The following is a 15150-nucleotide window of genomic DNA, read 5'->3' as shown; positions in this document are numbered from 1 at the left end:
GCCGCGGCCGGGACCGGTGCGGTAGCCGGGCTCGAGGCGGGCCTGTCGGCCGGACTCGGCGCGCTCGCGGGAACCGCGGCGAGCCTGAGCCAGACGGTGTCGGCGGGCGCGAATCTCAACACCGATATCGGCGCGGACCTGACGGCCGGCCTGTCCACCACCGCTGCGGCCCTCACCGATGCCACCGCCGACCTCACCGGCGCGATCAACGGCACGCTCGGCGGCATCACCGACGCCACCACCCATCTCGGCACCGACCTCTCGGCGGCCGTGAACAGCGCCACGCATGTGGGCACGGATCTCGGTGCCGCACTGGGTGGTTCGGTGAACACCGCGCTGACCGGCGCGACGAATATCGGCGCTTCACTGAGCAGCGGCCTGGAGACCGGCCTCAGCGGCGCCACCGGCGTGGCCGGAGACCTCGGCGCGACGCTGGGCGGCGCGGCCTCGACCGGCGCGCAGCTCGGCGGCAACCTGTCCGGCGCACTCGACGGCGCGGCCCATGCCGGATCGGATCTCGGTGCCGCGCTGGGCGGTTCGCTCACCGGAGGCATCGACACGGGCCTGCACGCCGGAACCGACCTGGGAACCGGACTTTCGACGGGCATCAACGGCACCCTCGACGGCGCGACGCAGATCGGCACCGGTTTGGAGACCGGTTTGTCCTCGGGCGTGAATGGCGCCCTGGGCGGTGCGGCCCAGGTGGGCACCGGGCTGTCGACCGGCGTGAACGGTGCGATCGACGGTGTCGCCCACGCCGGAACCAGTCTGGAGTCGGGGTTGTCGACCGGTGTCGATGGTGCGCTTGGTGGTGCGGCGCATGCGGGTACGGGTTTGGAGTCGGGGTTGTCGACCGGTGTCGATGGTGCGCTCGGTGGTGCCGCGCACGTCGGTACGGGTCTGGAGTCCTGGTTGTCGACCGGTGTGAATGGTGCGCTTGGTGGTGCGGCGCATGCGGGTACGGGTTTGGAGTCGGGGTTGTCGACCGGTGTCGATGGTGCGCTCGGTGGTGCCGCGCACGTCGGTACGGGTCTGGAGTCCGGGTTGTCGACCGGTGTGAATGGTGCGCTTGGTGGTGCGGCGCATGCGGGTACGGGTTTGGAGTCCGGGTTGTCCACAGGTATCGGTGGCGCGCTCGACACCGGGTTGCACGCGGGCGGGGATCTGGGTGCGGGGGTGACCGGTGGCGTCGATACCGCCGCGCACGGGGCCTCGAACCTCGGTGGGGATCTGAGCACCTCGGTCGGCGGTGGCGCGAATCCCTGGGCGGGTGTGGATGTTTCGCATGCGTTCGGCAGCGGCGTCGGCGCTTCGTTCGGTGCGGGTGGGCTGGACGGTTCCCTCGGCGGCTCCGCGAACGGCGCGATCGACAGCACCCTGGACGCGGGCGGCCACGGTTCGCTCGGCGGCGGCCTGGATACCACCGGCCACGGCTCGACGAGCCTGTTCGGCGACACCGGAGCCACGGCCACCGCGGACACCCATGCCGGCGGTGACATCACCGGCGGCCTGCTGCACTGATCGACCGACGAGTGAGGACGGGTATGACAACCGTGGTGGCCGAAACCGCATCCGGCACACCGGCATTGCCGCTGCTGACGGTGCTCGCGGAGACCATCGCCGCCGCCCGGACCGCGCATCGCGACGACCTGGTCGGCCGGCTGGAACAGCTGGCCGCCCGGGTGCGCGATCCGCGACGCCGAATCATGGTGGCCGGACTGGGCAATCAGGGCAAGAGCCAATTCGTCAACGCGCTGTTGAATCTCGAGGCATGCCCCGTCGGTGACGACGCGACCACTACGGTGCCCGTCCTACTCCAGCACGGCCCGCACCCACTGGCCGAACTCGTCCTCGCGGGCCCGGCCGGAACCGAGGCCGACGGCCGTCGAATCGAGTTGCCGCTCACCGAGATACACACGGTGACCCCGCACTCGCCGCACGGCCACGTGCTGCGCCTGGACATCCACGCGCCCAACCCACTGCTCGCCGACGGCATCGTACTCGTCGACACCCCCGCCCTCGGCGGCCACGGAAACCCCGGGGCCACAGCGGTTCTCACCATGGCCCCGACCGCCGACGCGGTACTGGTCCTCTCGGACGCCTCCACCGAACTCACCGAACCGGAGGTCGACCTCCTGGCCCGGCTGCGGCAGCTGTGCCCGGTGGTCGCCCTGGTGCTCAGCAAGATCGACCTGTATCCGCACTGGCGTCAGGTACTGGAAGCGGATCAAAATCACTTGCAGCGCAATGGTTTGGAGGTTCCGATCCTCCCCGTCTCCGCCCTGCTGCGCACCCACGCCATGCGCCTGCGCGATGAACAACTCGGCCGCGAATCGGGTTTCGGCGCACTGTTCGACTTCCTGCGCGAGCAGGTGGTGACGCGCGATCAGCTCGAAACACGTCGCGCCGCGGCCCTGGACATCTCCTCCGCCGCCGAACATGTCGCCCTGGCGCTGGGCAGTGAGCTGGTCGCCCTGCGCGATCCCGAACGCGGAGCCGCCGCGATCCGCGAATTGCGCACGGCCAAATCCCAGGCCGAGGAGCTGCACCGCCGCACCGCGGCCTGGCAGCAGACCCTCGGCGACGGCATCACCGATCTGGCCGGGGATATCGACCACGATCTGCGAGATCGCCTGCGCGCCATCGGCCGTACCGCCGAGGACTGGATCGACGACAACGATCCGGCCCGGCTGTGGGAGCAGATGGCCGATTGGCTGACCGCGACCGTCGACACCGCCGTCGGCGACAATCTGCTGTGGACACACGCCCGCGCGATGCATCTCGGCGAGCGGGTGGCCCAGCATTTCGTCGAATTCGGGGCGGTCGATCTGCCGAATGTGCACTCGGGCCCGGAATCCGGCGGCTCGCGCGTCGAATCGGTCAGCCTCGTCGATCTGGAACCGGATCTGGGGCTGGGCCACAAACTGCTGGTCGGCATGCGCGGCTCCTACGGCGGCATGGTGATGGTCGGCCTGGCCAGCACCGTCGCGGGCTTGGCGCTGATCAATCCGGTCTCACTCGGCGCCGGAGTTCTGCTGGGCGGCAAGGCCTTCCGCGACGACAAGCGGGAGCGGCTGGCCCGGCGGCGGGCGGAGGCGAAAACGGCCGTCCGGCGCTATCTCGACGATGTCAGCTTCGAGGCGGGTAAGGAGTCTCGCGATCGACTGCATCGCGTGCACCGGGTGCTGCGCGACCATTTCACCGGTATCGCCGACCGCAGCCTGCGCTCGATCAACGATTCGCTGCAGGCGGCCCAGGACGCGGCCGGGGTGGAGACGGCCCGGCGCAACGAACGCTGCGCCGAACTGGAGCACCAGCTGCGGATCGTCGCCGAACTGCGCCGCCGGGCCGGGGTGATGCTGCCGGGGTAGTACGGTGACCGCGTGAGTTTCGAGGTCACCGGCACCGCCCAGGGCATCGTGCCCGAGGCCCGCCGGTTGGTGGCGGCCGCCCGGCAGGCATTCGCGCCGCGTTCCCGCCCGGCCGCACTGCTCGACGACTGCGCGCGGCGGCTCGATCAGCCGCTGCGGGTCGCGTTGGCCGGGCAGCTCAAGGCCGGTAAATCGACGCTGTTGAACGCCCTGGTCGGCCAGGACATCGCGCCGACGGACGCGACCGAGTGCACGCGCATGGTGACCTGGTATCGCCACGGTTCCGCACCGCGCGTCACCGCCTTCGCCGCCGACGGCGTGCGCGCGAATGTGGTGGTCCGCCGCCAGCCCGGCGCCGACGGCCTGCCGGGTGCGCACGGGCTGAGCTTCGACCTGTCCGCGCTGCGCTGGGATTCCGGCGCGGCCCGCGAGGTCGACCACCTCGAGGTCGACTGGCCCGCGGCCGCGCTGGCCCGCACCACGATCATCGACACCCCGGGCACCTCCTCACTGTCGCGCGAGGTATCGATGCGGACCGCGCGGCTGCTGACGCCGGAGGATTCCGGATCGGCCGCGGCCCCGCCGGGCGCCGACGCCATCGTCTATCTGCTGCGCCGCCTGGACGCGGCCGATGTGAGCTTCCTGGAGCGGCTCGGCGCGACCGGCGGGGATTCGGGGCCGCTCGGCGTGATCGGCGTGGTCTCGCGGGCCGACGAGATCGGCGCGGGACGCATCGACGCCCTGCATTCCGCGCGCGATGTCGCCGATCGCTTCGCGGGGGAACTCGAGCGAACGGGCCTGTGCCAGTCGGTGATTCCGGTGGCGGGTCTGCTCGCCTTCGCCGCCGCCACCCTGCGCCAGCGCGAATACGATGCCTTCGAGGCGTTGGCGGCGGTGTCCGCGGAGGAATTGAGCGGGGCCCTACTGTCGGCGGACCGCTTCGCGCGCTCGGACCTGCCCTTGCCGGTGGCGCCGGAACTCCGCGCACATCTGACGGCCCGCTTCGGACTGTTCGGAATCCGCATGGCCGTCACGCTGATTCGGCTCGGCGTCCGCGACTCCGCCACGCTGGCAGCGGAATTGACCCAGCGCAGCGGCCTGGACGAGCTGCGGACGGTGCTCGATGTCCAATTCGCCCAGCGCGCCGACCAATTGCAGGCGCATTCGGCGCTGACGGCACTGGCCCGCATCGTATCCGCCCACCCCGGCACCCCGGCCGATCAGCTGCTGCCGCGGGTGCGCACCCTGCTCGCCGATGTGCACGGCTTCGCCGAACTGCGCCTGTTGGGACGGCTGCGCACCGACGAACTGCCGCTGCCCGCCGACGATCTCACCGAGCTGTATCGCCTCATCGGCGGCGCGGGCGTCGCACCGCACCTACGGCTGGGCCTGCCTGCCGACGTGGACTCCGCGACGCTGCGCGCACAAGCCCTTGCCGCCGTGCGCAAATGGCGGGCGCGGGCCCGTCACCCGCTGGCGGATCAGTTCACCGCCAACGCGTGCCTCACCGCCGCCCGCAGCGCGGAGGGCCTGGTCGAACTGCTGCGCGAACCGCCGACCACCCCGCTGCTGCGGCTCAGGCGTCCGTGACCGCGCTGGCCGGATCGATCAGGATCTTGGCGTGATGTTCCGGATTACCGAGGGCGGCAAAGGCATTGCCGACGCCGTCGAGGCCGACGGTGCCGGTGATCAGCGGGGCCGGATCGGCCTTGCCGTCGGCGATCATATGCAGCGTGTCGCGGAATTCGCCCGGGTCGTAGCCCAGGACGAAGCGCAGTTCGATCTCCTTGTTGATGGCCGTCGCGGGATGGATCGTATCGGCCTGCATACATACGCCGACCACGATCACGCGTGAGCGCGGGGGTACGGCGGTCAGGATCTGATCGATGATGCCGGGCACGCCGACACATTCGAACACGACCGCGCCCGAGGGCCCCGCGTCCAGGGTGTGCGCCAGTCGAAAGCCGTACCACCACGGCAGATTCGGGATTCGGCGCAGCCGCTCCATGGCGTCGAAGCCGAGGTTGAGCACATCGGCGGCCCCGGTGATGCGGCTCTTGCGGGGTACGGCGGACCACGGTTCGGTCTCCGCGGGGTCGACCACGACATCCGCGCCGCAGCGGGTCGCGAGTTCGCGGCGACGCTTCGACAGATCACTGGCGACAACGGTTTTCACGCCCGCCGCCTTCAACATCGTGATCACCGCCAAGCCGATCGGGCCGCAGCCGATGACATAGGCCGTCTGTTTGGTGCTGACCCGGCCCCGGCGCACGGCGTGCCAGGCGACCGCCATCGGCTCGGTGAGCGCGGCGTGGTCCGACGACAGGCCGTTCGGCACGGTGAAGGTCATCGACTCCTGCACCACGACCTGTTCGGCATAGCCGCCCGGCGCGGCCTCCGACAGGCCGGTCAGATGTGGTTCGCGGCCGCGCCGCTGGATCGGCAGCGCGACCACCCGGGTGCCCGGCTTCCAGCGCTTGCGGCAGTCCGGGCCGTATTCGACTACCTCACCGACGAATTCGTGGCCGAGCACGACCCGCTGATCCGAACGCATGAAATGGTCGTAGCCGGTCGCGCGTGCCAGGTCGGCCAATTCGTCGCAGTGCACCCGGGCGTGCAGATCCGATCCGCAGATGCCGCAGCGCACCACATTGATCAGAACCTGTCCCGGTCCCGGTCTCGGCGCCGCGAGCTCGGCGACCTCGAGCTTGCCTTCGGAACAGACCACAGCCTTCATATTCGGCACGGTACCGCGCGATCGCCGTGACAGAGGTTACTTCTCTGTCCGGTCACAGGGCGTCGCGGCGGTGTCCAACCGAATGTCGGCAATCCCGGCCGCCTGTCGAAAACGCCTGGAGCGCGCCGAATCCCGCCTCGGCGACTTCCTGAACTTCGCGCCCGGCGTCGGTCCCGTCGCACGCGACGCCCTCCCTGCGCTCGAAACGCTTCCCCATCCTCGGCGTGTGAGCCCCGAACCGAGGGGTATGCCGAGCTCGTCGAAGGGAGGTACGCGATGAGTCGATCGCAGGACGAAATCGTGCGGGCGCTGCTGGACCGGGCCGGAACCAGCTACGCGACCGAGGCCGGAATCTCCTTGGCGGACAAGCCCGCTCCGCTGTTCCAGCTGTTGATGCTCGCCCAGCTGCTGAGCACCCGCATCTCGGCGGAGATCGCGGTGGCGGCCGCCCGCGAACTGGTCGGCTCGGGCTATACCACCGCGCAGCGCGTGGCCGACGCCGACTGGCAGGAACTCGTCGACGCCCTGGGCCGCGCCCACTACAAGCGCTACGACGAGTCCACGGCCAGCCGCCTGGGCGCGAACGCGTCCTATCTACTCGACAACTACCACGGTGACCTGCGTGGACTCGCCGACGAGGCCGAACGTGACTCGGCCCGCCTGGCCCAGCTGCTGCAGAACTTCCAGGGCATCGGCCCGGTCGGCGCGGATATCTTCCTGCGCGAGGCCCAGGGCGTCTGGGATTGGATCGGCCCGCATTTCGACGAACGCGCGCGCAAGGGCGCGGACCGCCTCCACCTGCCCACCGAGCCGGAGGAACTCGCCGACCTGAGCCCAGCCGGCCGCGAGGCCGATCTGGCCGCCGCCCTCGTCCGGGTCAGCCTCGACGACACGCTCGCCGACCAGGTGCTGTCCTGACCGGACGCGCCCCACGAGCCTTCCGCTCGTCGAGTTCGGCCGTCGCGCATACGCCCATTCGAAGAAATTTCGCGGACCGGGAATCAATCCCGAGGGCCGCTCGTTGAGCTGATCGAGGCAAGATTGAGTGCGACAGGCTCAAGTCTGTGGTTGACTCGGACAGGGTCGGCGGGCAGGATTGAGCGGACTGCGCTCAGCGTTGCTGACATGGACGTCAATTAGGAGGAACCCACTATGGCTCGTGCGGTCGGTATCGACCTCGGGACCACGAACTCGGTCATCGCTGTTCTCGAAGGCGGTGAGCCGGTCGTCGTCGCCAACTCGGAAGGATCGCGCACTACGCCGTCGGTCGTCGCATTCGCGAAGAACGGAGAGGTTCTCGTCGGTCAGCCGGCGAAGAACCAGGCCGTCACCAACGTCGACCGCACCATCAAGTCCGTCAAGCGCCACATGGGCGAGGACTGGACGGTCGAGATCGATGGCAAGAAGTACACCCCCCAGGAGATCTCCGCGCGCACGCTGATGAAGCTGAAGCGCGATGCCGAGTCCTACCTGGGCGAAGAGATCACCGATGCCGTGATCACCGTCCCCGCCTACTTCGAGGACGCGCAGCGCCAGGCCACCAAGGAGGCCGGCCAGATCGCGGGCCTGAACGTGCTGCGTATCGTCAACGAGCCCACCGCCGCCGCACTGGCGTACGGCCTGGACAAGGGCGACAAGGAACAGACCATCCTGGTCTTCGACCTCGGTGGCGGCACCTTCGACGTCTCGCTGCTGGAAATCGGCGAGGGTGTCGTCGAGGTTCGCGCCACCTCCGGTGACAACCACCTCGGTGGTGACGACTGGGACGAGCGCATCGTCAAGTGGCTGGTCGACAAGTTCAAGGGCAGCTCGGGCATCGACCTGACCAAGGACAAGATGGCCATGCAGCGGCTGCGTGAGGCCGCGGAGAAGGCGAAGATCGAGCTGTCGTCCTCGCAGTCGACCTCGATCAACCTGCCCTACATCACCGTCGACGCGGACAAGAACCCGCTGTTCCTCGACGAGCAGCTGACCCGCTCGGAGTTCCAGAAGATCACCTCGGATCTGCTGGACCGCACCCGCAAGCCGTTCCAGTCCGTCATCAAGGATGCCGGGATCTCGGTCGGCGATATCGATCACGTTGTGCTGGTGGGTGGTTCGACCCGCATGCCTGCCGTCTCCGAGCTCGTCAAGGAGCTGACCGGCGGCAAGGAGCCCAACAAGGGCGTGAACCCGGACGAGGTCGTCGCCGTCGGCGCCGCCCTGCAGGCCGGTGTGCTCAAGGGTGAGGTCAAGGACGTTCTGCTGCTCGATGTCACCCCGCTGTCGCTGGGCATCGAGACCAAGGGCGGCGTGATGACCAAGCTCATCGAGCGCAACACCACCATCCCGACCAAGCGGTCGGAGACCTTTACCACGGCCGACGACAACCAGCCGTCCGTGCAGATCCAGGTCTTCCAGGGTGAGCGCGAAATCGCCTCGCACAACAAGCTGCTCGGCTCGTTCGAGCTGACCGGAATCCCGCCGGCCCCGCGCGGCGTGCCGCAGATCGAGGTCACCTTCGACATCGACGCCAACGGCATCGTCCACGTGACCGCCAAGGACAAGGGCACCGGCAAGGAGAACACGATCAAGATCCAGGACGGCTCCGGCCTGTCCAAGGAGGAGATCGACCGGATGGTCAAGGACGCCGAGGCGCACGCCGCCGAGGACAAGCAGCGTCGCGAGGAGGCGGAGACCCGCAACCAGGCCGAGTCGCTGGTGCACCAGACCGAGAAGTTCATCAAGGACAACGAGGACAAGGTCCCGGCCGATATCAAGGGCAAGGTCGAGGCGGCCATCGCCGAGGCCCAGGAGGCCCTGAAGGGCACCGACATCGCGGTCATCAAGTCCGCGGTGGAGAAGCTGGCCACCGAGTCGCAGGCCCTGGGCCAGGCGATCTACGAGTCCAGCGCGTCCGAGCAGGCCGCGTCCGGCAACGGTGCGGGCCCCGACTCGAATACCGATGACACCGTCGTCGACGCCGAGGTTGTGGAAGAGCCGGAGAAGAAGTGACGAACCAGAGCCCGGAACAGGAGCCGGTCACCATCGTGGACAACCGGAAAGTCGATCCCGAGACGGGCGAGGTTCGTGAGCCCGCGGCGGCCGATGGCGCCGCCGCGGCCCCGGCCGATTCGGCTGGGGCGAACCAGGATTCGACCCTTTCGGACAACGGTTCGGACATTCTCGCCGACACGATCAGTGGTGAGCTCGCCGAGCGCACCGCCGATCTGCAGCGGCTGACCGCCGAATACGCCAACTACCGTCGGCGCGTCGAGCGTGACCGCAAGGCGGCCGTCGAGACGGCCAAGGCCGCGGTGGTCACCGAACTGCTCGGTGTGCTCGACGATCTCGACCGTGCCCGCGCGCACGGCGATCTGGAGGCGGGACCGTTGAAGTCGGTGGCGGACAAGCTCGCCGACGCGCTGCGCAAGCAGGGCCTCGAGGAATTCGGTCTCGAGGGCGAATCCTTCGATCCGACCCTGCACGAGGCCGTGCAGCACGAGGGCGATGGACACAATCCGGTGATCGGTGTGGTCATGCGCAAGGGTTACCGCTTCGGTGACCGCGTGCTGCGGCACGCACTGGTCGGAGTCACCGATGGGGTGGCGGATCTGGCGGCGACGCCGGATGTGACGAACGCTGGCACGGATGCCGGCGCGGGCGAGCAGTAAACAGAAAGGAGGAGATGCCCGGTGAATCGGGAGTGGCTGGAAAAGGACTTCTACAAAGAGCTGGGTGTTTCCTCCAGCGCCACGCCGGACGAGATCAAGAAGGCCTACCGCAAACTGGCCCGTGATCTGCACCCGGACAAGAATCCGGGAGACAGCAAGGCCGAGGAGCGGTTCAAGGCCGTCAGCGAGGCCCATGCCGTGCTGTCGGATGCCGAGAAGCGCAAGGAATACGACGAGGCGCGCAGGCTGTTCGCCAGCGGAGGTTTCGGTCGCGGCGGATTCTCGCCGGGTGGCGGTTACGCCGGACAGAGCGGTTTCAGCGAGTTCAACCTGGGTGACATCTTCGGCGGCGCCGCGGCCGGCGCGGGCGACGGTGGCCTGGGCGATCTGCTGGGCGGTCTGTTCAATCGCGGCGGCGGAACGCGGGCGTCCTCGCGCCCGCGCCGCGGCAGCGATGTGGAGACCGAGACGACCCTCGGTTTCCGGGAGGCCGCACAGGGCGTCACCGTCCCGCTGCGGATGACCAGTCCGTCGCCGTGTACGACCTGTCACGGCAGCGGCGCCAAGCCGGGTACCAGCCCGCGAGTCTGCCCGCACTGCAACGGAACCGGCGTCATCAGCCGCAACCAGGGTGCGTTCGGATTCAGCGAGCCGTGCGACGACTGCCGCGGGACCGGATCGATCATCGACGATCCGTGCTCGGACTGCCGCGGCACCGGTATCCAGAACCGCACCCGCACAATCACCGTGCGCATCCCGCCCGGGGTGCGCGATGGTCAGCGGATTCGGCTGGCGGGTCAGGGCGAGGCGGGTCTGCGGGGCGCTCCCGCGGGCGATCTGTTCGTCACCGTGCACGTCAGCCAGGACAAGGTCTTCGGCCGCAACGGCGATGACCTGACCCTGGTGCTGCCCGTCAGCTATGCCGAATTAGTGCTGGGTACAACGGTTTCCGTGCCCACGCTGGACGGCCGGGTCGGTGTGAAGGTGCCACCGGGTACCGCCGACGGCCGGACCCTGCGGGTGCGCGGGCGCGGTGTGCCCAAGCGCGGCGGCGGCGCCGGTGACCTGCTGGTGACGGTCAAGGTCGCGGTTCCGCAGAAGCTGGACGACAATGCATCCGATGCGCTTCGGCGCTATGCCGAGGCGGAGAAGGAAGGCGGGTTCGACCCGCGTGCCGGATGGGCAGGTGCGTGATGAATGGTGACCGGACGACGGGTACCGAGTATTTCATGATCTCGGTGGCGGCTCAGCTGGCCGGTATGCACGCGCAGACGCTGCGCACCTATGACCGGCTGGGACTCGTTACGCCGCAACGCACTTCGGGCGGTGGCCGGCGCTACTCGGCTCGCGACGTGGAGCTGCTGCGCGAGGTGCAGCGGCTGTCCCAGGACGAGGGCGTCAACCTGGCCGGCATCAAGCGAATCATCGAACTCACCAATCAGGTCGAGGAACTGCAACAGCGGGTCCGCGACCTGACCACCGAGGTCGAGCGCCTCCGCTCGCGCTACCTACCCGAACTGTCCCAGCCCCAGCGCAGTACCGCCCTGGTGGTCTGGCAGCCCCGCAACAAACGCCGCTAGCTTTCCGCGAAAACACTGCACGACAGCGCCTCCGGAAGACCGGGGGCGCTGTTTTCTCCTGCTTCCCGGCCTTCTCTCGCCTTCCGGCCTTCTCTCCTTCCCGGCGAAGCCGGGACCCTTTCGCATCATTGCGATTGATTGCGCTCTATGTGCTGTGCTTTCATCTGTCCAAACATCAAAGAAGACTGAGACATTCGTGCCGAAACGGATTCGAGGGTCGCGAAAAAGTTGCCGAAAGGTCGGTTTCGTCCGTCCTCGCGGGGGCGCGAGAAAGCGAGATCGGTTGCCGCACAATCGCTGCAAATCCGAGTTTTTCAAATAGAACCGTGCAAAACGATTGAGCCACAGGCCGAAACGCCCGGCGTGTCCTAGGCAAACGGTCGGTTTCGTGCGGGATTCGCCCGCTGCTCCCTGGTTTTAGGGGAATTACAGGCGTGTTGTTTAAACGACGCGTTCCGTGGCTGGCAAACCTCGCCTACACTCGTTTGACATCGGCTGCTGTCGAGTGTCCCGCCGCATCTCACTCGCCGGCTGTGCCTGCGTTCGAGTGCGAAATGGGGTTGTGAGACAAATGGATTCGCGGACCGTCGCATTGATAAGAACGACGTTCAAGGCGGTTGCTGCGGAGGAGGGGGGACCGGAGAAGCTCGCGCGTTCGTTCTATGCGATCTTGTTCACCGAGTATCCGCATGTGCGTGATTTCTTCCCCGCCGCCCTGGACGCTCAGCGCGATCGGCTCGTCAAGGCGATCGGCTACACCATCGACAAACTCGAGGAGCCGGACAGGGTCCTGCCCTTCCTCGCCCAGCTCGGCCGCGACCACCGCAAATACGGTGTGACGGCGGAACACTATGTGGCCGTGGGCAAATCGCTACAGGCCGCCCTGTGCGCCTACGCGGGCACCGAGATGTGGACCGATGAGGTGGACCGGGCCTGGACCGAGGCCATCGGCGTCATCGCAGACACCATGATGGCCGCCGCCGATCAGGAGGACACGCCGCCGTACTGGACCGGCACCGTCATCGAACACCGTGAGGTGCTGCGCAATCTGTGTGTGGTGCGGCTGCGCCTGGATCAGCCGATGCAGTACGCGGCCGGACAGTATGTCAGCGTGCAGATCCCGGCGCGGCCGCGCATGTGGCGCTACCTGTCCCCGGCCGTACCGGCGAATGCGAACCGCGAGGTCGAATTTCATATTCGCGCCGTGAGCGGCGGCTGGGTAAGCCCGGCCATGATCGGCCACACCCGCATCGGCGATCAGTGGTTGGTCGGTTCACCGCTGGGCGGTCTGGGCGTCCCGCGCAACACCCGTCGCAAAATGCTGATGATCGGCTGCGGCACCGGAATCGCCCCGCTGCGAGCGCAACTCATGGCCATGACCCAGCGCCGTTCCAATCCGAAGGTGCACCTGTTCGTCGGCGGCCACCACCCCTGCGACCTCTACGATCTGCAGGCCCTGAGCGATCTGGCCGTGGCCAATAAATGGCTCACCGTCATCCCCGTCACCGAGAACGACGAAAACCCCTGGTGGTACTACGAATCCGAGAACAAGACCCCCGAATTGCCGGGCCTGGAACCCCGCCGCACCGGCCAGATCGGTCGGGTGGTCGCCGCCGCGGGCCCGTGGAAGGACCACGACGTCCAAATAGTCGGCTCCCCCTCGATGGTCCAGACCACCAAGTTCCGCCTCATGGCCGCGGGGACGCCCACCAAGAACATCAGGCACGATCCGCTGTTCTGAGCGGAAGGCCGATCAAACCCCTTCGTAGCGAATGGCTTCGGCGGGGGTGCCGGTGAGGATCAGGCGGTCCACCGTGGCGCGGGTCATGGCGGGGGAGCCGCAGACCAGAACCTGGTGGTGCAGCAGTGGGCCCATATCACCGATCACATCGGCGAGGGTGCCCTCCAGCATTTCGTCGACGTCGAAACCGATATCCACGCGGCAGTTCTCGTACCACTCGTCGACCCAGTTCGGATCGTTGGCGGCTTCCACCACGGGAACGACGGTGAGCCACGGTAATTCGCCCGCGAGCAGGTAGAGCATGTCGGAGGCGTAGAGGTCGCGGGGGGAGCGGCCGCCCACGAACAGGTGGGTGCGCGGGGGTTCGGGCCGGCGGGCCAGATCCAGCAGGATCGCGCGCAGGGGAGCCAAACCCGTTCCGCCCGCGATCATTACGACATCGGTGGTCCAATCGTCGACCGAGAGCCAGCCGGTCGGTTCGGTGATTCGCCACTCGTCGCCGGGGCGGGTGTCGGCGATGATCGAGCCGCTGCACCAGCCGCCGGGCACCGTGCGCACGTGGAATTCCAGCTTGCCGTCCAGCGAGGGCGGCAGGGCCGGGGACAGCCGCCGCCGCAGGCCGGGATGCTGCGGCACCTGTACCTGCACCGACTGTCCGGCCTCGAAGGGCACGTATTCGCCGATCAGCCGGATCACCGCGAGGTCGTGACGCAACCGATGATGTCCGACCACGGTCGAGGTCCACTCCTGGGCGCCGATCCGGATCTCACCGGTCTCACCGGGACCCAAAGTCACTGTGTCTCCCTCACTCGCTCACACGGGATCGGTCATGATGATCGAATCCGGTGTCCCCACTGCCAATAGCGCGCGCCTGGTGTCGGCGATCATGCGGGCCGAACCGGCGATCTGGATCTGGCGGTCGGGCCAGGCTCCGAAGCTGGCCACCACCGCCCCCAGATTACCGATCAGGCGGCGATGCATGCCGAAGGGCGGATCGGCCGGCGGGTAGGGATGCCACCACGGGTTGGATTCGTTCTCGCACACGGGAACCACCGTGAGCCACGGATTGCTCTGCGACAGCTGCCACATGTTCTCCACGTCGTACAGATCGCAGGGATAGCGACCGCCGATGAAGAAGTGCACGCGGGGATTCATGCCGCGCCGGCCCATCTCGATCAACTGGGCGCGCAGCGGGGCGACGCCGGTGCCCGCGCCGATCATCAGCACATCGCGACGGCTCTCCCGGTCCACGTGCAGACCGCCCATCGGACCCGCGATCGCCCAGCGGTCGCCGACCTGTGTCTCGTTCACGATCGCCGGACTCACCCAGCCCGTGCGGACCTTGCGGACGTGGAATTCGATCTCCCCGTACGGATTGGTCGGAATCGCGGGCGACAGGTAGCGCCACATCTTCGGCCGCTGCGGAATCGACACCGGCACGTACTGTCCGGCCTGATAGGGAATCGGGCTGTCCGACTGCAACCGCACGATCGCCAGATCGTCGAGCACTCGGCGATGGCCGACGACCGTCGCCTCCCAGAACGGTTGGGATTTGTCCGAATTCGCGCCGATCGCCATCGAGGCCGAGATGAGGATCCCGATATCGCGCCAGCCCTCTTCCAACTCGCGACTCCAACCGCCGCCGGCGCCGTGATAGGTCCGGAAGGCGGCAACCAGCGCCCGCCCCGCGATGTCGTAGTGGGCCGCTTCGACCCCGTACTTACGATGATCGCGGGCCAGTTGCTCCAGAAAGCGCTGCGCCCGATCCCAGTCCTCGAGGTGGTCGAGCACGAACTGGATGGCCGTGACCACCTTCTTCGGCATCATGTCCATGGCGGGCGGGAAGAGTTCACGCAGGTTGGGATTCTCGGCGAACATATGACCGAAGAACGCGCTGATCAACCGTTCGGGCCCGTTGGGCGCCTCGAGTATCGACCGGAAGTTGGCGCGGACCAGCGCTGCCGAACGCGCATCCACGACGACGAGCTTCCTTTCTACATGTATCTGCCCGGGGACCGCACTCTGCTCGGCGGCCCTTCGCGGTCAAGTATCCCCGAGAAAACCGTGT

Annotated in this window: 12 protein-coding genes; 9 read left to right on the top strand and 3 right to left on the bottom strand. The window is 67.9% G+C overall.

All coding sequences use genetic code 11. From position 1 onward, the window contains the following. The 3 genes from NP4_RS41860 to NP4_RS37260 form a co-directional block, all read left to right on the top strand. On the top strand, window positions 1-1521 hold a 1521-nt coding region (locus NP4_RS41860), incomplete at its 5' end, for a beta strand repeat-containing protein (RefSeq protein WP_373863901.1). 23 nt (window positions 1522-1544) lie between these two features. Beyond that, on the top strand, window positions 1545-3371 hold the full coding sequence (locus tag NP4_RS37265) for a dynamin family protein (protein WP_068008523.1): 1827 nt from the start codon (window positions 1545-1547) through the stop codon (window positions 3369-3371). 12 nt (window positions 3372-3383) lie between these two features. After that, window positions 3384-4961, top strand: coding sequence for a dynamin family protein (locus NP4_RS37260; protein ID WP_373863900.1), 1578 nt, complete (start codon window positions 3384-3386; stop codon window positions 4959-4961). Here the strand turns inward: NP4_RS37260 and NP4_RS37255 are convergent. Further along, window positions 4948-6108 carry a zinc-binding dehydrogenase gene (locus NP4_RS37255; RefSeq protein ID WP_068008519.1) on the bottom strand — a complete coding sequence of 387 codons (1161 nt, stop codon included), beginning with the start codon at window positions 6106-6108 and terminating at the stop codon, window positions 4948-4950. The two genes, NP4_RS37260 and NP4_RS37255, sit on opposite strands and share 14 nt — an antisense overlap. A gap of 276 nt (window positions 6109-6384) precedes the next feature. On the opposite strand from NP4_RS37255, the gene NP4_RS37250 reads away from it, so the two are divergent. The 6 genes from NP4_RS37250 to NP4_RS37225 all read left to right on the top strand — a co-directional run bounded on the left by NP4_RS37250 (window position 6385) and on the right by NP4_RS37225 (window position 13082). After that, window positions 6385-7026: an HhH-GDP family DNA glycosylase gene (locus NP4_RS37250; protein ID WP_068008517.1), complete on the top strand. Its 642-nt coding sequence runs from the start codon at window positions 6385-6387 to the stop codon at window positions 7024-7026. A 234-nt stretch (window positions 7027-7260) separates the two neighbouring features. Further along, window positions 7261-9102: a molecular chaperone DnaK gene (gene dnaK / locus NP4_RS37245; protein WP_068008514.1), complete on the top strand. Its 1842-nt coding sequence runs from the start codon at window positions 7261-7263 to the stop codon at window positions 9100-9102. After that, on the top strand, window positions 9099-9761 hold the full coding sequence (gene grpE, locus NP4_RS37240) for a nucleotide exchange factor GrpE (RefSeq protein WP_068008511.1): 663 nt from the start codon (window positions 9099-9101) through the stop codon (window positions 9759-9761). Before dnaK ends, grpE begins: the two co-directional genes overlap by 4 nt. Before the next feature lie 21 nt (window positions 9762-9782). Beyond that, complete coding sequence (dnaJ, locus tag NP4_RS37235; RefSeq protein ID WP_068008508.1) at window positions 9783-10955, top strand: molecular chaperone DnaJ; 1173 nt, start codon at window positions 9783-9785, stop codon at window positions 10953-10955. Further along, the gene (locus NP4_RS37230) at window positions 10955-11341 is read left to right on the top strand and encodes a heat shock protein transcriptional repressor HspR (RefSeq protein WP_062515108.1); all 387 of its coding nucleotides are present in this window, start codon (window positions 10955-10957) and stop codon (window positions 11339-11341) included. Before dnaJ ends, NP4_RS37230 begins: the two co-directional genes overlap by 1 nt. Window positions 11342-11912: 571 nt before the next feature. Then, window positions 11913-13082 (top strand): globin domain-containing protein, encoded by a 1170-nt coding sequence (locus NP4_RS37225; RefSeq protein ID WP_068008504.1) that lies wholly within the window; start codon window positions 11913-11915, stop codon window positions 13080-13082. Window positions 13083-13094: 12 nt separating this feature from the next. Here the strand turns inward: NP4_RS37225 and NP4_RS37220 are convergent, their stop codons facing one another. Together NP4_RS37220 and NP4_RS37215 are read right to left on the bottom strand one after the other, a co-directional pair. Beyond that, on the bottom strand, window positions 13095-13877 hold the full coding sequence (locus tag NP4_RS37220; protein WP_245998463.1) for an FAD-binding oxidoreductase: 783 nt from the start codon (window positions 13875-13877) through the stop codon (window positions 13095-13097). Between the two features lie 18 nt (window positions 13878-13895). Continuing rightward, window positions 13896-15059 (bottom strand): FAD-binding oxidoreductase, encoded by a 1164-nt coding sequence (locus NP4_RS37215; protein WP_062515103.1) that lies wholly within the window; start codon window positions 15057-15059, stop codon window positions 13896-13898. Window positions 15060-15150: the final 91 nt, after the last annotated feature.

Source organism: Nocardia pseudobrasiliensis NBRC 108224 (genome assembly GCF_001613105.1).
In the GTDB taxonomy this organism is placed as follows: Bacteria; Actinomycetota; Actinomycetes; order Mycobacteriales; family Mycobacteriaceae; genus Nocardia; species Nocardia pseudobrasiliensis.
Note: the sequence above shows the minus strand (reverse complement) of the source record. Positions and strands in the feature narration are given on the sequence as shown.

What these genes read in the sequence shown, in the direction of transcription:
- NP4_RS37265 (WP_068008523.1), top strand. Translation starts at nt 1,545, where the DNA reads ATGACAACCGTGGTGGCCGAAACCGCATCCGGCACACCGGCATTGCCG.
- NP4_RS37255 (WP_068008519.1), bottom strand. Translation starts at nt 6,108, where the DNA reads ATGAAGGCTGTGGTCTGTTCCGAAGGCAAGCTCGAGGTCGCCGAGCTC.
- NP4_RS37250 (WP_068008517.1), top strand. Translation starts at nt 6,385, where the DNA reads ATGAGTCGATCGCAGGACGAAATCGTGCGGGCGCTGCTGGACCGGGCC.
- dnaK (WP_068008514.1), top strand. Translation starts at nt 7,261, where the DNA reads ATGGCTCGTGCGGTCGGTATCGACCTCGGGACCACGAACTCGGTCATC.
- NP4_RS37230 (WP_062515108.1), top strand. Translation starts at nt 10,955, where the DNA reads ATGAATGGTGACCGGACGACGGGTACCGAGTATTTCATGATCTCGGTG.
- NP4_RS37225 (WP_068008504.1), top strand. Translation starts at nt 11,913, where the DNA reads ATGGATTCGCGGACCGTCGCATTGATAAGAACGACGTTCAAGGCGGTT.